The sequence below is a fragment of the Nocardioides ganghwensis genome (assembly GCF_014779655.1).
Classification (GTDB): Bacteria; Actinomycetota; Actinomycetes; order Propionibacteriales; family Nocardioidaceae; genus Nocardioides; species Nocardioides ganghwensis.
On record NZ_JACXYX010000029.1, the window covers coordinates 1 to 20,289 of the forward strand.

At 69.7% G+C, this 20,289-nt stretch carries 19 protein-coding genes and 1 riboswitch; of the genes, 9 read left to right on the top strand and 10 right to left on the bottom strand.

The window, feature by feature from the left end:
- Nucleotides 1-421: 421 nt before the first annotated feature.
- Genes qcrB through ctaE form a run of 4 tightly spaced genes read right to left on the bottom strand, consistent with a single transcriptional unit; the run spans nt 422 to nt 4,859 of the window.
- Nucleotides 422-2,188, bottom strand: coding sequence for a cytochrome bc1 complex cytochrome b subunit (qcrB, locus tag IEZ24_RS21180; protein WP_242498628.1), 1,767 nt, complete (start codon nt 2,186-2,188; stop codon nt 422-424).
- On the bottom strand, nt 2,185-3,258 hold the full coding sequence (gene qcrA / locus IEZ24_RS21185; RefSeq protein ID WP_165356220.1) for a cytochrome bc1 complex Rieske iron-sulfur subunit: 1,074 nt from the start codon (nt 3,256-3,258) through the stop codon (nt 2,185-2,187). The genes qcrB and qcrA overlap by 4 nt, the downstream gene beginning before the upstream one ends.
- The gene (gene qcrC / locus IEZ24_RS21190; RefSeq protein ID WP_129457115.1) at nt 3,255-4,127 is read right to left on the bottom strand and encodes a cytochrome bc1 complex diheme cytochrome c subunit; all 873 of its coding nucleotides are present in this window, start codon (nt 4,125-4,127) and stop codon (nt 3,255-3,257) included. The genes qcrA and qcrC overlap by 4 nt, the downstream gene beginning before the upstream one ends.
- Before the next feature lie 33 nt (nt 4,128-4,160).
- The gene (ctaE, locus tag IEZ24_RS21195) at nt 4,161-4,859 is read right to left on the bottom strand and encodes an aa3-type cytochrome oxidase subunit III (protein WP_439116377.1); all 699 of its coding nucleotides are present in this window, start codon (nt 4,857-4,859) and stop codon (nt 4,161-4,163) included.
- 17 nt (nt 4,860-4,876) lie between these two features.
- Here ctaE and IEZ24_RS21200 point away from each other — a divergent pair, with 17 nt between their 5' ends.
- The 3 genes from IEZ24_RS21200 to trpD all read left to right on the top strand — a co-directional run bounded on the left by IEZ24_RS21200 (nt 4,877) and on the right by trpD (nt 7,401).
- A complete protein-coding gene (locus tag IEZ24_RS21200; RefSeq protein WP_129457117.1) occupies nt 4,877-5,809 on the top strand; it encodes a cytochrome c oxidase assembly protein in 933 nt (310 codons plus the stop codon).
- 106 nt (nt 5,810-5,915) lie between these two features.
- Complete coding sequence (locus tag IEZ24_RS21205; RefSeq protein ID WP_129457118.1) at nt 5,916-6,329, top strand: Rv3143 family two-component system response regulator; 414 nt, start codon at nt 5,916-5,918, stop codon at nt 6,327-6,329.
- 43 nt (nt 6,330-6,372) lie between these two features.
- Nucleotides 6,373-7,401, top strand: a complete 1,029-nt coding sequence (gene trpD, locus IEZ24_RS21210) for an anthranilate phosphoribosyltransferase (RefSeq protein WP_129457119.1) — start codon at nt 6,373-6,375, stop codon at nt 7,399-7,401.
- Nucleotides 7,402-7,410: 9 nt separating this feature from the next.
- On the opposite strand, the gene IEZ24_RS21215 is transcribed toward trpD, so the two are convergent.
- A complete protein-coding gene (locus IEZ24_RS21215; RefSeq protein WP_129457120.1) occupies nt 7,411-8,034 on the bottom strand; it encodes a hypothetical protein in 624 nt (207 codons plus the stop codon).
- Between the two features lie 33 nt (nt 8,035-8,067).
- Nucleotides 8,068-12,672, bottom strand: a complete 4,605-nt coding sequence (locus IEZ24_RS21220) for an Ig-like domain repeat protein (RefSeq protein ID WP_129457121.1) — start codon at nt 12,670-12,672, stop codon at nt 8,068-8,070.
- A 162-nt stretch (nt 12,673-12,834) separates the two neighbouring features.
- On the opposite strand from IEZ24_RS21220, the gene IEZ24_RS21225 reads away from it, so the two are divergent.
- Nucleotides 12,835-13,113 carry an Lrp/AsnC family transcriptional regulator gene (locus IEZ24_RS21225; RefSeq protein WP_129457122.1) on the top strand — a complete coding sequence of 93 codons (279 nt, stop codon included), beginning with the start codon at nt 12,835-12,837 and terminating at the stop codon, nt 13,111-13,113.
- Nucleotides 13,114-13,117: 4 nt separating this feature from the next.
- Here the strand turns inward: IEZ24_RS21225 and IEZ24_RS21230 are convergent, their stop codons facing one another.
- Nucleotides 13,118-14,908: a DEDD exonuclease domain-containing protein gene (locus IEZ24_RS21230; protein WP_129457123.1), complete on the bottom strand. Its 1,791-nt coding sequence runs from the start codon at nt 14,906-14,908 to the stop codon at nt 13,118-13,120.
- A 95-nt stretch (nt 14,909-15,003) separates the two neighbouring features.
- Between IEZ24_RS21230 and IEZ24_RS21235 the strand changes: the two genes are divergently transcribed.
- From IEZ24_RS21235 to IEZ24_RS21255, 5 genes are all read left to right on the top strand, one after another.
- Nucleotides 15,004-15,279, top strand: a complete 276-nt coding sequence (locus IEZ24_RS21235) for a hypothetical protein (protein ID WP_129457124.1) — start codon at nt 15,004-15,006, stop codon at nt 15,277-15,279.
- Between the two features lie 10 nt (nt 15,280-15,289).
- The gene (locus IEZ24_RS22510; protein ID WP_129457125.1) at nt 15,290-16,531 is read left to right on the top strand and encodes an NYN domain-containing protein; all 1,242 of its coding nucleotides are present in this window, start codon (nt 15,290-15,292) and stop codon (nt 16,529-16,531) included.
- 65 nt (nt 16,532-16,596) lie between these two features.
- Nucleotides 16,597-16,803 (top strand): hypothetical protein, encoded by a 207-nt coding sequence (locus IEZ24_RS21245; protein WP_129457126.1) that lies wholly within the window; start codon nt 16,597-16,599, stop codon nt 16,801-16,803.
- 117 nt (nt 16,804-16,920) lie between these two features.
- Nucleotides 16,921-17,081: riboswitch (cyclic di-AMP (ydaO/yuaA leader) on the top strand.
- 95 nt (nt 17,082-17,176) lie between these two features.
- The gene (locus IEZ24_RS21250; RefSeq protein ID WP_242498630.1) at nt 17,177-18,097 is read left to right on the top strand and encodes a C40 family peptidase; all 921 of its coding nucleotides are present in this window, start codon (nt 17,177-17,179) and stop codon (nt 18,095-18,097) included.
- A 58-nt stretch (nt 18,098-18,155) separates the two neighbouring features.
- Complete coding sequence (locus IEZ24_RS21255; protein WP_129457128.1) at nt 18,156-19,340, top strand: hypothetical protein; 1,185 nt, start codon at nt 18,156-18,158, stop codon at nt 19,338-19,340.
- Nucleotides 19,341-19,460: 120 nt separating this feature from the next.
- Here the strand turns inward: IEZ24_RS21255 and IEZ24_RS21260 are convergent, their stop codons facing one another.
- From IEZ24_RS21260 to IEZ24_RS21270, 3 genes are all read right to left on the bottom strand, one after another.
- A complete protein-coding gene (locus tag IEZ24_RS21260) occupies nt 19,461-19,622 on the bottom strand; it encodes a Flp family type IVb pilin (protein WP_129457129.1) in 162 nt (53 codons plus the stop codon).
- Nucleotides 19,623-19,695: 73 nt separating this feature from the next.
- Nucleotides 19,696-19,881, bottom strand: coding sequence for a Flp family type IVb pilin (locus IEZ24_RS21265; protein ID WP_129457130.1), 186 nt, complete (start codon nt 19,879-19,881; stop codon nt 19,696-19,698).
- Nucleotides 19,882-20,071: 190 nt separating this feature from the next.
- Nucleotides 20,072-20,289 (bottom strand): integrase core domain-containing protein (locus IEZ24_RS21270; protein WP_191192878.1); only part of this gene is annotated, 218 nt, incomplete at its 5' end.

Genomic DNA, 20,289 nt, shown 5'->3' on the forward strand with positions numbered 1-20,289 from the left:
GGCTACGCAACCGCGGCATCGACACCCTGCCCAGCATCAGAACCCAAGACACGGCAGACTAAGCAGCACGAACCGGTGGCCTCGTTTTCGAGCGTCGGATCGGCCTCATTTTCGAGCGTTGCCGACAGGCCCAGCCACCTTTGGGGCCTGTCGGATGTGGCTCTGGCACCGCCCGCTGGCGTGTCGTACGGCGTGCGCGGGGGAGCGGTGGCCCAGCCACCTTTGGGGCCTGTCGGATGTGGCTCAGGCACCGCCCGCGGGCGTGTCGTACGGCGTGCGCGGAGGAGCGGTGAGTGAGGCAGGTTCTCGTGCCCCAGAACATGTCTCACGCACCGCCCGCGCGCGCCCCGGGGGACAGCGCCATCAACGACGAGGGCCCGCCGGGATGATCCCGGCGGGCCCTCGTGCGTGGAGCGGTGACTCAGTGGTCGCGCAGCGGCACGTCGGTGGTGTCCCGCAGGCGGTGGTCGTCGAACTGGTGACCGTCGACCGGGTGGTCGAGGCCCGACTGGAGCTCCGCCTCGTGCTCGGCGTGGTGATGCGCCGCCTCGAGCTCCTCGCGCGTGGGCTTCTGCACGTTGTGGCTGTACATCCACGACGACAACCTGGCGCGCAGCTTCTCCGAGCGGGAGTTGGGCGACGCCACGCCCGACGCGTCGGTGTCGCTGCCCACGGTGTAGACCTCGTCACGGTCACGCGCGGTGAGAGTGTAGGCGGCCGTCTCGCTGATCGGCAGGTGCCGCTCGGCGTAGGCGCCCTCGGGCGAGCGGGTGATGATGCCCGTCTCGTAGCCGTGGAGCAGCTTCTCGTTGTCGTGGCGCTGCAACGAGATGCACCAGCGGCGGGTGATCCAGAACGCGATCGCCGGGCCGACGAAGACCGCCACTCGCATGAAGTAGGTGATCTGGTTGATGCTCAGGTCGAGCTTGATGGCGATGATGTCGTTGCCGCCCGCGGCCCAGGCCAGGCCGTAGAAGGTCATCAGGGACACCATCACCGCGGTGCGCGTCGGCGCGTTGCGGGGGCGCTGGAGCAGGTGGTGATCCCGCTTGTCGCCGGTGATCCAGCCCTCGATGAAGGGAAGCAGCATCAGGATGACCAGCATCAGCGGCGGGAGGAGCAGGATCGGGATCAGCACGTTCCACGAGATGGTGTAACCGAAGATCACCGACTCCCAGCCGGTGGGGATGATGCGCAGCAGGCCGTCGGGCCAGCCCATGTACCAGTCGGGCTGCGAGCCGGCCGTCACCTTGGTCGGGTCGTAGGGGCCGAACTTCCACACCGGGTTGATCGACATCAGGCCGCCCATGATGGCGGTGACGCCGAAGACCATGAAGAAGAAGCCACCGGCCTTGGCGGCGTACACGGGCAGCATCGGGAAGCCGACGACGTTCTGCTCGGTGCGGCCGGGGCCCGGCCACTGCGTGTGCTTGTGGTAGACGAGCAGCAGCATGTGCGCGGCGATCAGCGCGAGCAGGATGCCCGGGATCAGGAGCACGTGGATGATGTAGAGACGCGGGATGATCGACTCGCCGGGGAACTCGCCGCCGAACAGCAGGAACGACATGTAGGTGCCGACCACCGGGGTGGCCTTCAGGAACCCGTCGGCGGCGCGGACGCCGGTGCCCGAGAGCAGGTCGTCGGGGAGCGAGTAGCCGGTGAAGCCCTCCAGGGTGCCGAGGAGGAGCAGCAGGCAGCCGATGACCCAGTTGAGCTCACGCGGCTTGCGGTAGGCGCCGGTGAAGGCGACCCGCAGCAGGTGGACCATCATCGAGGCGATGAAGATCGACGCCGCCCAGTGGTGCATCTGGCGCATCAGCAGTCCGCCGCGCACGTCGAACGAGATGTGCAGCGTCGAGGCCATCGACTCCGACATGCCGACGCCGCGGAGCTGGTCGTAGGAGCCCTCGTAGGTGATGTGACCCATCGACGGGTTGAACCACAGGGTGAGGAACACACCGGTGAGGAGCAGCACGACGAAGCTCCACAGGGCGATCTCGCCGAGCATGAACGACCAGTGGTCGGGGAAGACCTTGCGCAGGTTCTTCTTCATGGCCGAGGCAAGGCCGAGGCGGTCGTCGGCCCATGTGGCGAGCGAGCCGGCCGGACCGGGCTTCGAGGCGGTCGCCGCGTCCGTGCGGTTGCTGGTCGCCACTTTGCTGGTGTCCAGCCTGGAGTCGGTGCTCACAGCTTCTCACGCTCCCAAAAGCTCGCCCCGATGGGCTCGGTGAAGTCGCTCTGCGCGACCAGGTAGCCCTCGTCGTCCACCGCGATGGGCAGCTGGGGGAGAGGGCGGGCAGCCGGACCGAAGACGACCCGCGCGTGGTCGGCGAGGTCGAAGGTCGACTGGTGGCACGGACACAGCACGTGGTGGGTGGTGCGCTCGTAGAGGGAGATCGGGCAGCCCACGTGGGTGCAGATCTTGGAGTAGCAGATGATGCCGTCGACGGTCCACTTCTCGCGGCCCTCGAGCGGGGTGATCTCGTCGGGGTCCATCCGGACGATGATGATGGCGCCCTTGGCCTTCTCGGCCTGCTCCTCAGCACCGTGGAGCTCGGGGTAGCCGTTCTCCTCGGAGGGGAACATCGCCTCGGGCGCGGCGTTGATCAGGTCGCCCGTCTCGACCTCGCTGGCGAGGATCGGCGTGCCGACGACGTCGCGGACCAGGCGCATGCCCGGCTCCCAGATCGTGTGGGCGAGCTTGTTGATGTCCATCGCGTTGCCCGGCGCCAGGTCGCGCAGCAGCACGACCGCGGGGAGGCCGAGGATGCCGACGGCGCCGAGCATCGTGTTGCGGACCAGCGGGCGGCGGCCGATGCCGGCCTCGTCGAGGCCGTCGTTGAGCGCCTGGACGGTCGCCTCGCGGTCCTCGGGCGGGGAGGCGGCGGGGTGCCGCATCTCGACCATCTCGTGGTCGGACATGAGCTTGCGGGCCAGGTGGATGATGCCGGCGCCGATGAGCAGCAGGCTCATGCCGAGCGTCACGCCGAGCGAGACGGTGGAGGCGCCCATGCCGGCGAAGGTGTCCCAGTTGTCGCCGACCTCGAAGGAGAAGTAGGCGACCACGAACAGCACGGCGAAGACCATCGCGGCGATGAACATCGCGGCGATCTGGCGCTCGGCACGCTTCTCGGCCTTGGGGTCGACGTCGGTCGGACGCCAGGTGTGCGCCGGGAGACCGGGGTCGGGGATCGGCTCGGACTCGCGGTGTGCGGGCACGTGCGAGCCATAGGTGTCGAGGGTGTTGTCGTTGCTCACGCGTCCACCTTGCTCTTGTTGCTGCGCGTCGTGTGCGAGGCGATCCAGACCGCTGCACCCACGAGTCCACCGATGCCGACCACCCAGGCGAACAGGCCCTCGGACACCGGGCCCAGTCCACCGAGCGTGAAGCCGGCGTACTCGGGGGTTTCCTCGAGACTACCGAGGTAGGCAATGACGTCGCGCTTCTCCTCGGGGGAGAGGTTGCCGTTGCTGAAGTTGGGCATCTGCTGCGGGCCGGTGAGCAGCGCCTCGTAGATGTACTTGCCCTCGACACCGTGGAGGGAGGGGGCGTACCCGCCGCGCGGCATCGCGCCGCCGGCACCGTTGAAGTTGTGGCACGCGGTGCAGTTGGTGAGGAAGATCTGGCCGCCGCGGGAGATGGCCTCCTCGCGCTCCTCCTCCGAGAGACCCTCGATGGAGTAGTCGGACTCGTCGGGGATCGCGGGGCCGGGGCCGAGCGAGGCGACGTAGGCGGCGAGCGCCTCGATCTCCTCGTCGGTGAACACGACCTTCTTGCGCGGAGCCTGCGCTCCCGGGCTCGCCATCGGCATGCGACCGGTGCCGACCTGGAAGTCGACGGCGGCGGCACCCACGCCGACCAGCGACGGGCCGAGCTGGTAGCCGTCGCGGACGGTCGGCACGCCCTCGCCGTTCTGGCCGTGGCAGAACGAGCAGCTGGCCAGGAAGAGCTCCTTGCCCTGCGCGACCTGCTCGGTCTCGCTCGGCTGGCTGTCAGCCTGAGCAGGGGAGAAGGCCGTGTAGAGGGAGCCGCTGATCACGAGCCCCAGCAGCAGCACCGCGAGACCCGCAAGTGGTCCCCGACGGTGCCGGGAGAGGCGACCAGCGGTTCGGTTGAGCAAACGCACGATGAGTCCTTGCCGGTTGCGGGACGAGGGGGATTACTTGATGACGTAGATCGTGAAGAACAGGCCGATCCAGACCACGTCGACGAAGTGCCAGTAGTAGGACACGACGATCGCGGTCACGGCCTGTTCGTGGGTGAAGCGTCGGGCCAGGTAGGTGCGGCCCAGGACGAACAGGAAGGCGATCAGGCCACCGGTCACGTGGAGGCCGTGGAAGCCGGTGGTCAGGTAGAACATCGAGCCGTAGGCCGAGCTGCCCATGGTGATGCCGTGGTGCACGAGCTCGGCGTACTCCAGGGCCTGGCCGCCGATGAAGATCGCACCCATCACGTAGGTGAGGATGAACCACTCGCGCAGGCCCCACTTGCCGACGTTGAGCAGGCCGCCGGTGCGCCCGACCTGACCCCGCTCCGCGGCGAAGACGCCCCACTGGCAGGCGAACGAGGACGCCACCAGGATCGCGGTGTTGGCGGTCGCGAACGGCACGTTGAGGTCGGCCGTCTCCTGCGCCCACAGCTCGGGGCTCACCGCGCGGATGGTGAAGTAGGCGGCGAACAGCGCCGCGAAGAACATCAGCTCGCTCGAGAGCCAGATGATCGTGCCCACGCTGACCATGCTCGGTCGGTCGTGGTGCCCGTGCAGACGGGAGGCCGGAATCGTCGCAGTTGCTGTCGCCACGCAGACATTATGGCCGCTGGGGACGACAAGGGGCACCCCGACCCCCTGTACAGCCACGTCATAAAGTTCACAGCGTGCTGACCGCCCTCTCCGACGCCTCCGCGGACGCCGCCGAAGTCCTGCCGGAATTCACCCTCGGCCGGGTCGTCACGGACTGGGGGATCGACCCGATCCCGTTCGTGGTGACGGTCTGGGCCGTCGGGCTGTACGCCTGGGGCGTGCTCGTGCTGCGTCGCCGCGGGGACCGCTGGCCGGTCGGCCGGACGCTGGCGTTCGCGGGTCTGGGGATGGGGTCGTTCGCGTTCGCGACGATGTCGGGCCTCGGCCGCTACGACACCACGCTGCTGAGCGTGCACATGGTCCAGCACATGCTCCTGTCGATGGTGGTCCCGCTCGCACTCGCGCTCGGCGCGCCGGTGACGCTCGCCCTCCGTACGCTCCCCGCGCGGCCGCGCCGCTGGCTGCTGGCGGTGCTCCACTCGCGGGTCGCAAAGGTCCTCGCGTTCCCGCCGCTCGCGTTCGTGCTGTACGTCGTCTCGCCCTGGGCGCTCTACTTCAGCCCCTGGTACGACGCCAGCCTCAGCTCGGCGTACGTCCACCAGATGATGCACATCCACCTGGTGCTGGTCGGGACGCTGTTCTTCTGGCCGCTGATGGGGGTCGACCCGGTGCCGGGGCGTGTGAGCCACCCGTTCCGGGTGCTGCTCACGCTGATGACACTGCCGTTCCACGCCTTCCTCGGCGTCACGATCATGGGCCAGACCACGTTGATCGGGGGATCGCACTACCTCGAGCTACGCGAGGGGCCCATGGGCGCGTGGCTGCCGCCGGCGATCGACGACCAGCACCTCGCCGGCGGGATCCTCTGGGCCAGCGGCGACCTGATCGGCGTGCTGTTCTTCGCCGTGCTCTTCATCCAGTGGGTGCGCTCGTCGATGAAGGAGGCGGCGCGCGAGGACCGGCGGCTCGACCTGGCGGAGAGGCGTACGCCCACCCCCGGTGGTTGAGGCGACGACCGCCCGCTGGTTGAGCAGCGAGCGCAGCGACGACCGCCCGCTGGTTGAGCAGCGAGCGCAGCGAGCGTGTCGAAACCGAGGCCTATACGATGCCCCCGTGACTGATGCCGCAGAGCGTTCCCTCAAGGTCCTCGTCTACAGCGACGACGTGAACACCCGCCAGCAGGTCATCCTCGCGCTGGGTCGTCGCCCGCACCCCGACCTGCCGGAGCTCGAGTACGTCGAGGTCGCCACCGAGCCCGTCGTCCTGCAGAACATGGACCGCGGCGACATCGCGCTCGCCATCCTCGACGGCGAGGCCGTCCCCGCCGGCGGCATGGGCATCGCCAAGCAGCTCAAGGACGAGATCTACGAGTGCCCGCCGGTCGTCGTGCTCACCGGTCGGCCCCAGGACGCCTGGCTCGCCACGTGGTCGCGCGCCGAGGCCGCGGTCCCGCACCCGATCGACCCGATCCAGCTCGCCGAGGCCGTGATCGGCCTGCTGCGCCCGTCGGTGCCGGCCACGTCCTGACACGCCCGGCCGCCCCGGTCGGGGTCGCCACTAGCCTGAACCCATGTCCCACACCTGGCCCGACGTCCTCTCCACGCTGGTCGCCGGGAGCGACCTGACGACCGAGCAGGCGCGATGGGCCATGGACGAGGTGTTCGCCGGAGCCGCGACGCCCGTCCAGCTCGCCGGGCTCGTCGTGGCGCTGCGCGCCAAGGGGGAGACGGTCGAGGAGGTCTCCGGGATCGCGGCGGCCATGCTCGCCGCCGCCAACCCGATCTCGGTGCCGGGCCGGCTGCTCGACATCGTCGGCACCGGCGGTGACCGGTCGATGTCGGTGAACATCTCCACGATGGCGGCGATCGTCGCGGCCGGCGCGGGGGCGCGGGTCGTCAAGCACGGCAACCGCTCGGCATCGTCGAAGTCGGGGTCCGCCGACGTCCTCGAGGCCCTCGGCATCCGCCTCGACCTCGCCCCGGCGCGGGTCGCGGAGGTCGCCGAGGAGGCCGGCATCACGTTCTGCTTCTCGGCCGCCTTCCACCCCGCCATGCGGCACGCGGCGGTGCCGCGCCGCGAGCTCGGCATCGCCACCACCTTCAACATCCTCGGCCCGCTGACCAACCCCGCTCGCCCGCAGGCGCAGGCCATCGGCTGTGCCGACCCGCGGATGGCCCCGGTGATGGCCGGTGTGCTGGCCGAGCGCGGCGTGGACGCCTGGGTGTTCCGCGGTGACGACGGCCTGGACGAGCTGACGACGACCACCACCTCGACGGTGTGGCGCGTCCACGGCGGCGAGGTCACCGAGCACACCGTCGACCCGGCCTCGCTCGGCATCGCGCGGGCGACCACGGAGGACCTGCGCGGCGGCGACGCCGCGCACAACGCCGAGGTCGTACGCCGGGTGCTGGCCGGCGCTCCCGGACCCGTCCGCGACGCGGTGGTGCTCAACGCGGGCGCCGCGCTCGCGGTCTACGACACCCCGGACGACGACGTTGACTCCGCGCTCGTCGCGGGGGTGGCCAAGGCCGCCGAGGCGATCGACTCCGGGGCGGCGCATGCCGCGCTGGAGGGATGGGTGGCGGCGAGCTCGGCCTGAGCCGGCGGGTCAGAGCTCGAGCACGTACGACTCGCCTTCGCGGCGGAAGCCGAGCCGGTCGTAGTAGGCGCCGACCATGCCGGGCGGCGTCACCACTCGGCGGATGCCGCGGTCGGTGAGCAGCCCGCTGCGGCGCCAGACGAACTCGCCGGGGGAGAAGTCGCGGTAGCGCGGAGTCACGTAGTCGAGCAGCACCTCCGCCGTGTCGCCCTCCTTGCGGAGCAGCACGACACCGACGGTCTCGTCGCCCTTCTGGATCAGGAAGGACTCCTGGTCCGCCGACGGGTCGTGGACGAAGTCGGGGTTGAACTTCAGGATGTCGGCGCCGTGGACGCGCAGGGTGTGGCGCAGGTACTCGTCGGCAGGTGCGACCTCGAGCACGTCGAACGCCGACTCGTCGTGGCGCGCCCGCAGCAGCTGGACGATGAACCAGAGGTTGATCGCCACGAGGACGGTGTTCATGCCGACCATCGGCCAGACCTCGAGGACCGCGTTGAAGACGATCAGGATCACGCAGGCAACGGCGTTGAGCACCCGGAGCCGCAGCACGCTGGCCTGGAGCAGGGAGTAGACGAGCAGTGCGCTGCCGCCCCATCCCAAGACGTCGAGCCAGTGGTCAGCGAGCCAGGTCACGGCGGGAGACTAATCCCGCCGTGACCTCCAGCCCTACTTCACGACGTAGAGGATGATCCTCTTGGACTTCGAACCGAACGTCTGGCCGTTGCCGAGGTAGACCACCTGCAGCCTGTGCTTGCCCTTGGGGAGCTTGCGCAGCTTGAGGGTCTTCTTGCCCTTGTGGACAGGCGCCATGGTGAACTGGGCGATCTTCTTGCCCTTGTCGAGGACCTGGACCACGCCTGTCGGCGTGCTGAGTCCGGCGACGGTGACCGTGATGTTCAGCTTTGCCCGCGTCCCGACCTTGATGCGAGAGGCCTTGAGAGCGCCTGCAACGGTCGACTTCAGCCTGGCGACGGCCACTGCCGCCGCGTTGGCCGAGCCGTCGGCGAAGCCGGTCTTCGAGGCCAGGACGGTGACGGACACGTTCTTGCCCGCGTCCTCGGGGGAGAGGCGGTAGGTCACACTCGTCGCGTTGGGGATTGGGACTCCGTCGCGTAGCCACTGATACCTGAAGGTCGGGGACGGCTGGGACCATGTGCCGGGCTCCACCTTCAGGTTGCTGCCCGCAGTGGCCGTGCCCGTGATGACCGGCTGCACAGTCGCCTGGAGCGCGCCGCCTGCCGTGGCCACCACGACGTTGCTGACCGCCACGCTGTCCTGGAACCCGGACTTCTTGCCGATCGCCCGGAGCGAGATCTCCTTGCCGAGGTCGTTGACCGTGAGCGTGTAGGACAGGGTGGTCGCTCCCAGGATCGCAGTGCCGCTGCGGAGCCACTGGTACGTCGTGGTGACGTCGGGCTGGTTCCACGCGGGGGCTTGGCCGACCAGCCCAGCACCCACGCCAGTGCCGGAGGGCGCCCCGACCTGCGGACCGGAGAGGGGAGCGAGCGTCTCAACCCGGACGGGGTTGGACTGGGCAACGCCGTCGGTGTAACCAGTGGCCGAAGCCGTCACCCGGAAGATGATGTCCGTACCGACGTCGGCGGCGACGGGCGTGTAGTACATCGTCGTTTGCCCTGCGATCGGTGCGCCATCGCGCAGCCACGCGTAGGTGTAGTTCATTGAGCCATACGTGGTCGGCCACGTACCCCTGTTGCCGGTGAGGCGGTTCCCCACGGCAACGGGCGACCCGGTGATGCTGGGCGGTGTCACGTTGGCGATCGCGTCGCCGGACGTCGGCGAGATCGGCAGGCTGGTGCTGACGCCGTCGAGATAACCGGGCGCCTTGCCGGTGGCCTTGACCGTGATCGACTTCCCGAAGTCGGCGTTGACGAGCGTGTACGACGTACCTGTTGCGCCGGTGATCCCCATGCCGTCCCGCTGCCACTGGTAGGTGGTGGTCACGCTGACGCCGGCGGGTGTCCACGCTGGCGCGCTGAGTGTGAGCGTCTTGCCCAGTCCGGTGCCCTCCGGTGTCTCGATGACGGGCCTGAGCGAGGCCTGGAGCTGGTTGTTCACGGTGAACGACGAAGAGGCGGAGCCGATCGCGTTGCCGCTCGCGTCCCTCGCGGTGACGGTCCACTGGTACGTGCCGCTGACCAGGTTGGTCAGGGGCGCGTAGGCGCTTGCTGCCGTGACGAAGGTCTGCGGCACCCCCGATGGGGGCGACAACGTCACCGCGTACGTCGCTGCTCCCGTGATCTGGCTCCACTGGAGCACTGCACCGTTCGGCGGCGTCGAGCCCCCCAGGGCCGGGGTGAGCAGCTGCACCGCACCTGCCGTGACCTTGAATCGGCCGCCTACGGACCACGGTCCCTTGTTGTTGTCGGCGTCCGTGCGTCGGACGCGCCAGAGGTAGAACGCGTCGGACGCGGGGAGTGTCTGCGCGGGCACGAACGCTGCATTGCGCAGGTTGCTTGCCGACGCGTAGGTGACTCTGTTGGCCGTGGAGAACGTGCTGTCGTCGTTGGCGTAGACCTCGATGTCGTATGACTTGGCGAACGCCTGCGACGCCCAGCGGAACGGGACCGTGCCCGCGACGCCGGCGTTGTTGATCGGCGCTGTCAGGTTCACCTGCGGGCTCTGCTTGGTGAAGGTCTGCACCTCGGACCACGCCAGTCCGTTGTCGTCGCTGTCCACGGCCTGGACCCGCCAGTAGAGCGTGCCCTCGGGATAGAGGTCATCGGATGAGGTGTATGTCGTCTGGTCGACCAGCGCGGAGTCGATGAGGGTGCCGGCGAAGGACGCGTCGTCGTCGACCTCGATGCGGTACTGCTTGGCGGACTGGTTGGGGATCTCAGCGGTCTGTGCCCACGGCTGCTCCTGGTTGGTCGCCCAGTAGTCGGTCCAGCTGAAGGTGATCTCGGTGCCGGTCGGGCTGGTGCTGGTGAGGCCCTGGACCTCGGGGGACCGCTTCTTGAAGGTGCCTTGCGCCACGTCGGTCTGGGAGACGGGGTCGGGCCCGCAGTTCAGCCTCGTGCGGCACGGGCGGATGTGCCAGTAGTAGGACTGGCCCGCCTGGCTGTCGGGGTAGGTGTGGGCGCGGTTGTCCAGTGCGGGGGCGTACATGGTGTTTCGGGTCGCGGGCACCGCGTTGCTGGGTTCGAGCAGGTTGGTGAAGCTCGGATCGCTGGCGACGTAGACCATGTAGTGGGACGCCCGCGGGTCCGGCGTCCAGCTGAGCACGGGCGTGCTGGGGACGGTGCAGCCACCGGTCGTGGGCGTGCACGGGTTCTTCGTCCCGTCGTAGTTGACATCGAGCTGCTGCCCTCCCTGGGCGAGCGCGTGACCAGTCGTAGCGCGGATCTCCTCGACCGTGAAGGTGCCCTCGGGGCCGGTTGCGATCGGCTCGTTGTCGGCGTTGTAGGCCGTCACCTGCCAGTCGTAGTCGCCGGGCAACAGCAGCCGCGTGGACGTGTCCGTCATGGCGGGGTAGGGCATCGGCTGGCCGAAGAGGTCGTCGGAGGTGTGGCCGAACCAGACTTGCGATCCGTCGGTCGAATTGCCCACGTTGACGGCGTAATGATGGGCGGCAGGCATCGGGGACCACGTCAGCGATGGTGCCGTCATGATGCCCGTGGTGGTGGACGTGGGTGTCAGGGGAGTGAGTGCCGGCTGGTCGCTCGTCGGGTCGTTGCCAGTGACGTTGAACTGGTTGACGTAGGTCACGGACCGACTCCGGTCCGCGCCAAGGGCGGTGATCCGCCAGGTGAACGGCCCGTCCGCGGGGTTGAGGCGGGACCCGCTGGGCGTGTACGAGGTTGCCGAGGTCTCCTTGGTGATGACCACGTTGCCGTTGGCCTTGCGAATCGAGATCTCGTAGGACTCGGCGCCGACGGCCGTGTCCCACGTGAGTGTGGGGACGTCGACCAGGGCCCCGTTGCGCGGTGACATGTTGGTCACGCTCAGCGGCATGTAGGTGAAGGCCTGAGTATCGGAGAACAGGCCCTGAACCCCCGGGATGTCGCCGGACTTGGTGAACGGGCGGTCGAGCCCGCGGACGCGCCAGTAGTTGATCTCGCCGGCCTGCGGGATGCAGTCCTCGTTGACACGGGGAGGAGCGAGGATGCCCGTCGTGTTCACGGCGAACATTCCCGGGGTGAAGGTCGTGCCCGCCACTCGGCAGCTCGCGAAGGTGCCCACCGAGAAGTTTGCCTGCGTTCCGAGCTGGAACTCGTACTCCGAGGCGTGCGGCACCGGGGACCACTGGAAGTACAGCGGAGCCGGCACCTCCTCGGCGCCCTCGCCGGCCGGATAGACCGCTGCCGGGCGCTGCGGCCAGTTGCGCGTGAAGCTGAATCGCGCCGCGGTCCACGGCGTCGCCTGGCCGGACATGTCGATGGCCCGGACCCGCCAGAAGTAGCTCTTGTTGTCGTAAGTGATGGCGGGGGAGTAGCGGGTTCCGAGAATTCCTGTGCGGTTGTCGGTCAGAGCCGCGCCCTGGCTGAAGTCGGCTTCGGTCGACACCTGGACGTCGTAGGACGCCGCGCCGGGCACCGGGGTCCAGTCCAGGACCACGTCCTGGAGGGTCTGGGTGGAGTCGTCGGGCGGTGACGTGATCGTGGGGGCGGCGAGCGGAGACACCACGAAGCGTCGCTCCTCGCTGACCGGCGAGTTGAGGCTGCCGCCCTTGCTGGCGGTCACTCGCCAGAACCAGTCGCCGTCACCGAGGTTCAGCGGGACGACCAGGGAGGTGTTGGTCGTGGTCCAGGAAGAGGCGCCGACGAAGTCCGCGTCTCCGTCCACCTCCACCTTGTAGGAAGTGGCGCCGGCCGAGGGCGACCAGGTCAACAACGGGGGGTTGGTCGGTTGAGCCAGGACCGCGTTCGACGTTGGGGAGGTCAGGACGGGCGCGGCGAGCCGGGTGCTGGAGAAGGTGCTGAAGGCCGGGGCGCCTCCCTCCGACCCGGTGAAGGCAGTGACCGACCAGTCGAGGTTGCCCTCCGGCAGCGCCTGGGTGGGCACGAAGGAGTTGTTGACCGTGTTGGTCGTGATGCCGTTGACCGTGACGGCGTACCGTGTCGCGTTGGGCACGTGCTCCCACGACAGGATCGTGGTCGTGCTGTCCGGCTGGTTCGCCGACAAGCCGGTCGGCATGTCCGGTGGCACGGCGGACGCGGAGGACAACTGCCCGAACGTCGCAGCGACGAGTCCCAGAGTGAGCGCGGCAGCGATCCGCAGGCGGACGGTGGCGCGGTGCGTGGAGCGTGACATCCCGAAAGTTCCCCTCGTCGGGCAGTGGCAGACCGTCACACGCTAGGTGTGTCGCGAGTCACCGCGGGGCGAAATGACCCGTCCCTAGTCACAAAGGACTAGTGGGTCCGACCGATCGGTCGCAGCAAGTGCCGCGGTCGCCGGGAGCGCTACGGTGAAGCCATGATCACCGCCATCGTGTTCGTGAAGGCCGACGTCGCGCGCATCCCGGAGGTCGCGGAGGCGATCGCCTCCCTCGACGGCGTCAGCGAGGTCTACTCGGTGACCGGCCAGATCGACCTCATCGCGCTCGTCAGGGTGCGCGAGCACGAGGACGTAGCGTCCGTCGTCGCGGACCGGCTCAACAAGGTCGAGGGCGTCACTGAGACCGAGACCCACATCGCCTTCCGCACCTACTCGAAGCACGACCTCGAGTCTGCGTTCAGCATCGGGCTGGACTGAGGGCTCACCGCACGGGGCGGTGCACCGGAGACGGCAGCCGGTGCTCGTCGAACGGCACGAGCGAGAGCCGTGACTGGTTCGCGGCGTCGTAGACCGCGAGATGCCGGGCCGCTCCGCCGAGCGGACAGACCCACTCGCCGTCGACGTCGACGAGGCGTACGCCGGGAGACTCCAGCCAGCGGAGGATCTTCTCGGTCTCCTCGGCCGTGGCGGCCGGGACCGGTCCGGGGGCAGCGCTGACGGTCTCTGCGCTTGCGGTCAGCTCGCGGACGTACTGGTGGGCGTCGGCACCGGGCGGGATGACCCCGGCCGCGGCGAGGCGGCCGTGGCGCACGACGTGCACGGACCAGCGGCCGCTGTCCTCGCGCCGTGCGGCGACGATCTCGGGGCAGCGGGTGAGCGCCGTGAGGCGTTGGGTGCGGGCGGCGGCACGGACAAACGTCGCGAGCCGGTCGCGGTGGACACTCGCCTCCTCGAAGCGCTCGCGATCGGCGAGCGCCGTCATCCGCTGGTTGATCGCCTCGACGACCTCGTGCGGACTGCGGAGGAGGGTGTCGCGCAGTTGGCGCACGACGGCGGCGTAGGTGGATGCGTCGGTCGAGCCGTCGCAGGGCGACAGGCACCGCCCCATCTCGGCCAGCACACAGGCCGAACGTGATGGCGTCACGGGGAGACGCCCGCTGCACTGACGCACGGGGAACGTCTCGTGAAGGGCGGCCAGACACTTCTCGGCCGTCTTCTTGGAGGAGAATGGGCCGAGGTAGTCGGCGTCGTCGTCGAGCACCTTGCGCACCAGGGACAGTCGCGGCCACGCCTCGCGAGTGAGCTTGATGAAGTGGACTTTCTCAGGAAAGCGGGAGCGCCGGTTGTACTTCGGCTTGTGCTCCGCGATCAGTCGCAGCTCGCGAACCTCGGCCTCGAGCGGCGTCGCGCACTCGATGCCGGTCACGGAGGTCGCGAGGCCGACCATCTCGCCCATGCGCGTGCGGGTCTCCGACGAGGTGAAGTAGGTGCGGACCCGGGTGCGCAGGTCGCGGGAGGTGCCGATGTAGAGGACGCGGGACTGCTCGTCGCGGAAGAGGTAGACACCGGGGGAGTGCGGCAGGCCCTCGGCCAGGTGGCGTTTGCGGCGCTGCGCAGTGCTCACCCGGGAGGAGAACGTCTGGAGCTCCTCCAGCGTGTGCACGCCGAGGCTGCCGAGTCGCTCCATCAGCCCGTGCAGGACGTCCACCGTCGCGCGGGCGTCGGACAGGGCGCGGTGGTTGGGGGTGGTCGAGGCGTTGAACACCTTGGCCAGGGACGACAGCTTGCAGTTGGGGGCCTCGTCGCGGGTGATCACGCGACGGGCCAGCTTGGCGGTGTCGAGCACCTCGAACTTCGGCCACGGACGGCCCTGCTGCCGGGCGAAGTGCTGGAGGAAGCCGACGTCGAAGGGAGCGTTGTGGGCGACCAGCACGCACCCAGCCGCGAAGTCCAGGAACGCCGGCAGCGCCGTCTCGATCGACGGAGCGTCGTGGACCATCGAGTTGCTGATGCCGGTGAGCACGGCGATGAACGCCGGGATCTCGGTGTGGGGATTGACCAGGGTCTGGAACTCACCGAGCACCTCTCCGCCGCGCACCTTGACCGCGCCGATCTCGGTGATCATCGACCCGCCCTCGGCCGAACCGCCGGTGGTCTCGAGGTCGACGACGCAGAAGGTGAGGTCTCGCAACGGCCGCCCCAGCTCGTCGAAGCTGCGCTGTGCCTCCCAGCGGGAGGTCCCTCGAGAGGGGCGGACGGCGGTGGTGCTCATGTCCGACGACGCTAGACGTGGGATCCGACATCGGCGGGCAGCCCACGCGGACTACGCTGACCGCGCCCACCAGATCCCCCACTCAAGGAGCACCCGTGCCTGAGCAGTCCGCCGACCTTCGCGTTCCGGGCGACGGCGAGCGGTGGCGCTGCGCCGGTTGCGGCAACCTCACCCGCTTCGACGTGACGCGCACCCGGCGCACGACAGAGTACTGGCACTTCGACCTCGCCGGCGACCACCAGGTCGAGGAGGAGACGGTGCGCTCGGAGGACGTGGAGTCCGTGTCCTGCCGCTGGTGCGGGCGCGCCGACGCCATCGAGATCGTGGACCGCGCCTCGGCCGACACCGCCGCCGACCCGGCCGCCGGCTGACAGGACGTCCGTGACCGAGTCCGCGCCCCTGCCGGAGCGGCTGCGCCTGCGGGTGGTCGCCCTGGTGGCGGCGGTGCTGCCGTCGGTCACGCCGGTGCCGCCGTCGCTGCGCAAGGTCGCCGGCTTCGCGCCCGCCCGCCGGGCGCGCCTCGGCGGCGCGGCGATCTGGGCCGCGCTCGCCGACGACGCATTCCGCGAGCACGCCGCCGTCCAGGTGGCTGCGGTGCCCGGCAACGCGGACGATCCCGTCGAGACGGCGGCTCGTGCGTGGTTGGCACGCGAGGGCGACTGGGAGACGGTGGTCTCCGAAGTCGCGGACTCCTTGGGCGTCGAGGAGCAGCGCGACGACCAGGTGAGTGCCGAGCACGCACGGCTCACCGCGCAGGTGGCTGCCCTCCAGGCCGAGCTCGTGGCCGCGCGTGCACTCCACCGCCAGGAGCTCGACAGCGCCAAGGCCGACCACAAGGTGCTGCGCCAGCGACTGGGGGAGGCCCGGGGAGTGCTTCGTGCCGCGGAGGAGGAGCGGGACGCGGCGTACGCCGCCCGCGACGAGGCGGTCGCGGCTGCCGAGCGCGCGACCCGGGCCGCGGAGGCCGACGTACGCCGCCTCCGGGCGCAGCTCGACGAGGCGGAGTCCGGGCTCGCGGCGAGTCGCCGCGACGCCCGCTCCGATCGTGACTCCGCGAGCATCCGAGCGCGACTGCTGCTGGACGCGGTCGTCGATGCAGCGACCGGCCTGCGCCGCGAGCTCGCCCTCCCGCCGGTGAGTGGCTCGCCGGGCGACGCCGTCGAGGCCGAGCTGGCAGGCATCGAGGCGGCGCCGGCCTCCAGCGCCCCCGCCACCCCGGCCCTCCTCGAGCAGACTCTCGCCATGCCGCGCTCGCGGCTGGTCGTCGACGGGTACAACGTCACCAAGCAGGCGTGGCCGACCGCCAGCCTCGAGGCCCAGCGGAGCAGGCTCGTCGCGGCGCTCGGTCCACTGGTGGCCCGGTCAGGTGCGGAGACGACCGTCGTCTTCGACGCCGCCGAGTCCGCTGTCCGCACGGCGATGCCGGCACCGCGCGGCGTGCGCGTGGTGTTCAGCCCCGAGGGCGTGATCGCGGACGACGTGATCCGCCAGCTCGTCGCGGCCGAGCCGCGGGGGAGGGTGGTCGTGGTGGTCAGCGACGACCAGGCGGTCGCCCGTGACGTGGTGCGGGCCGGGGCACGATCGGTGCCGGCTTCCGCGCTCCTCGGCGTCATCGGCGGGTAGCCCGACACGCCGGCCCGCGACACGCCGAGGACCCGTTGTCGGTGCGTCCTGTCACCGTTCGGGACATGACGACACGGATCGACTGCGACACCTGCGTGGTGCGCGGGCTGCACTGTCACGACTGCGTGGTGACAGTGCTCCTCGGCCCTCCGCCCGAGCTGACCATCGACGACGACGAGCTGGCTGCGCTCGACGCGCTGGCCTCGGGTGGCCTCGTGCCGCCGCTGAGGCTGGTGGAGCCCGTCGCGGGACCGGTGATCGAGTCGGCGTGAGTGAGCGGCGACACGGATTCCCACGAGATGACCCGAAGATTGGCGAGGGGTCCGTGGGCGGTTTAGGGTGTGGGCTGACGTCCGTGGCAGTGGGTCACCCGGCCCGCGCGGACGTCGCGCCGAGTCGTGGACCACGCCCCCGCACCACCCGTGGTCCGCGAGCCGGGGAACCACACTTCCCCCTGGGGTGAATCCCCTGTGAGGCGCACCGCGCGAGCGGTGCGTGGAGCAGGGGTAGGCCAGTCGTGCCGAACCCGTCAGCTCACCTGGTAGGCGTACGACACCCCGAGGAGTTCCCCCGCTCGTGGCTCACACCCGCAAGCGAGTTGGCGCGACCGTTCTTGGTCTGTGCGCGATCGCTGCCATTTCCTTCGTGCCCGCGACCCCCGCGCAGGCCGACCCGGACATCAAGGACGTCAAGGCTCGCGTCGACCGGCTCTACCACGAGGCCGAGGCCGCGCAGGAGCGCCTGCACGACGCCAAGCTCGACCTCGCCGACCTCCGCCGCGACCTCAATGGCCTGAGGGCCGACCAGGAGCGCCAGGACGAGCGTCTCGACGACGTCCGCGAGCAGGTCTCCGACGCAGTCGTCCGCCAGCTCGAGGGGGAGGGCATCTCCACGGTCGGCCAGATCGTCGTCTCCGAGGACCCGGGCGCCTTCCTCGACTCGCTCTCGACGATGTCGTCCTTCAACGACCTGCAGGCCTCCCTGCTGTCCGACTACGACACCGAGCTCGAGGCGCTCGAGATCCGGCGCGAGGCCACCGATGCTCGCACCAAGGAGATCGCCCAGCTCACCGCGCAGCTGAGCGCCGAGAAGGACACCGTCGACGACAAGCTCGCCGAGGCCAAGGACCTGCTCTCCGACCTCGAGGCCGAGGAGCGCGAGCGCGTGCTCGCCTCGCGCGGCAGCACGACCCGCGTGCCCACCTCGGTGCCGGCGTCCGGTCGAGCCGCCGCCGCAGTGCAGTACGCCATGGCCCAGGTCGGTGACGCCTACGTCTACGGTGCGATGGGCGAGAACGCCTTCGACTGCAGCGGCCTCACCATGCGTGCCTGGGCCCAGTCCGGCGTGTCCCTCCCGCACTCGTCCAGCGCCCAGTTCAGCTCGGGTCCGCGCATCGCCGCGAGCGACCTCCAGCCGGGCGACCTGGTCTTCTACTACAGCCCGATCAGCCACGTCGGCATCTACATCGGCAACGGCATGATCGTCCACGCGGCCAACCCGGGCACCGGGGTCGCCGTCGCGGGCCTCTACTCGATGCCCTACGTCGGCGCGGTCCGCCCTGGCTGACCAGCAGACCTCGAAGGCCGGTCGCCCACTCCTGTGGGCGGCCGGTCTTTCGCTGTTCGTGGTCGTCGCGCTGGTCGTGGCCCTGACGCGCGACGGTCGGGACGCGGTCGAGCCGCGCCAAGTCGAGGTGCCGCGCGCCAGTCCTGGGGAGGCGGCAGCGGCACTGGCCTCGTTCGCCGCCGGTGTCGAGGCCCGTGACACCGACACCCTCACCGGACTCGCTCCCGAGGACTCGCCCGAGGTGGAGGACCAGTTGTCGGGCATCGCCACCAATGCGGCTTCGCTCGACCTCCGGGACGTCACCGCCCGGTACGTCGACCAGGTCGGCACCGTGAGCGCCGACGGCACCTGGTCCGGGGTCGTCGAGATGACATGGAGGTTCCGCGGCTTCGACCGGGCGCCGGCGCGTGCGGACGTGGTGGTCAGCTTCACGCGTGACGGCGACGCCCTCGCGATCGGCGGCTTCGGCGGGTCGGGCGGTTCGGAGGGCCGGGTGCCGCTCTGGCTGCGGGGGCAGCTGGCAGTGGCTCGCTCGGACAGCCACCTTGTGCTGGTTGACGGAACGCAGCGCGAGGCGAACGACGTCGCCGAGCGGGTGGCCCGGGGGATCCCAGTCGTCACGAAGGTCCTGCCCGAGTGGAGCTCGCCCGTCGTCGTGGAGGTGCCCGCCAGTGCTTCCGACCTCGACGAGACGCTGGGCGCCGCACCCGGGACGTACGCCGGGATCGCGGCGGTCACCGCCGGGGTGGGCACGGAAACCGGCCCGGATGCACCGGTCCACGTGTTCGTGAACCCCGAGGTGACCGATGGCCTGCGGCGTGCGGGTGCCCAGGTCGTGATGAGCCACGAGCTGGTCCACGTCGCCACGGACGCGGTGCGCAGGCCGGTCGAGCCGTGGCTGCTGGAGGGATTCGCCGACTACGTCGCGCTGCGCGACACTCGGCTTCCCGATCGTGTCACGCTTGGCCGGGCCATCGAGGCGGCGCGGCGTGACGGGGTCCCGGATGCGCTGCCGACAGCCGCCGACTTCGACACCCGCGCCCGAGATCTCCAGGCGCGGTACGAGGAGGCCTGGCTGGCCTGTCGGATCATTGCCGAACGGCTGGGGGAGCGGGGTCTGGTCAAGGTCTACGAAGGGGCTTGGCGAGGCGCAGCTCTTGCGGACCAGCTCGAGTCGGCGGGTCTTCCGCTCGAGGCCGTTACCCGCGCATGGCGCGAGGAGCTTCGCAGCCTTCTTCGGTGAGTCCTTCCAAATGCACTGAAGGCGATCGGAGGTCCGATCGCCTTCAGTGTGCCGGTGGTGCCGGTGCGGCTCCAGCCGACGGGCCCCATCCTGTCTTGGTGGCCGCTGGCGCCTCCGGGTCTAGTTGCGCCCGAGTCGCGGGGGAATCTCGGCGAAGAGGCCTACAACCGCCTCGCCGAAGAGGCCGACCGAGAGGATGATCGCTCCGCAGATCAGTGCGAGCATCAGGCCGTACTCGACGGCTGTCGCACCACGCTCGTCGCGCTCGAGAATGCGTTTCATCGATCTGGCTCCTCTGGTCGAGAGAGATCAGGGCCGGCGCCTGCCCGAAGGCAGGTGCCGGCCCTGAGGCTCATCAGCGAGCGGAGATGCCGGCCTCGACCTCGGTGAAGAGGGCGACGAGCTCGTCACCCAGCGCGGCGACGACCAGGATGATCGCGGCGGCGATCAGCGCGACCATCAGGCCGTACTCGACGGCGGTGGCGCCCTTCTCGTCGTCCTTGCGGCCGGCGAGCATGATGGCGAAGAAGTTCTGCAGCATGATTTTCCCCTTGTGTCTGTGTGATGAGTCTCGGCTTCCGAGCCCGCGAGGACCCGTCGAAGAGAACTCTGCCAAGATCGTGAGGATGCCGAATCAGGTGATCGGCTCCGGCTGGGTAGTCCCTTGTGACTATCTCCGTGCCACCCACGCAGCCCTGCACGTCACCGGAGCGACTAGGTGTACCCGGCCATCAGGTTGGTAGCAGTCGGCTGATCGGCGGCTTGCCCTTGAGTGAGCTGTGGCGGCGTTCAGTGTTGTAGTACTCGAGCCAAGGGGCAAGTGCAGCGGTGCGGTCGTCGTTGCTGGTGAAGACTTGGCGGTAGGCCCACTCGGTCGCCAGGGTTCGGTTCAGCCTCTCCACCTTCCCGTTCTGCCATGGGCAGTGAGGGCGGATGAACTTCTGCCTGA

Coding starts and splice junctions, on each gene's coding strand:
- trpD (WP_129457119.1), top strand. CDS start 6,373: ATGTCCCACACCTGGCCCGACGTCCTCTCCACGCTGGTCGCCGGGAGC.
- IEZ24_RS21220 (WP_129457121.1), bottom strand. CDS start 12,672: ATGTCACGCTCCACGCACCGCGCCACCGTCCGCCTGCGGATCGCTGCC.
- IEZ24_RS21225 (WP_129457122.1), top strand. CDS start 12,835: ATGATCACCGCCATCGTGTTCGTGAAGGCCGACGTCGCGCGCATCCCG.
- IEZ24_RS21230 (WP_129457123.1), bottom strand. CDS start 14,908: ATGAGCACCACCGCCGTCCGCCCCTCTCGAGGGACCTCCCGCTGGGAG.
- IEZ24_RS21245 (WP_129457126.1), top strand. CDS start 16,597: ATGACGACACGGATCGACTGCGACACCTGCGTGGTGCGCGGGCTGCAC.
- IEZ24_RS21260 (WP_129457129.1), bottom strand. CDS start 19,622: ATGAAACGCATTCTCGAGCGCGACGAGCGTGGTGCGACAGCCGTCGAG.
- IEZ24_RS21265 (WP_129457130.1), bottom strand. CDS start 19,881: ATGCTGCAGAACTTCTTCGCCATCATGCTCGCCGGCCGCAAGGACGAC.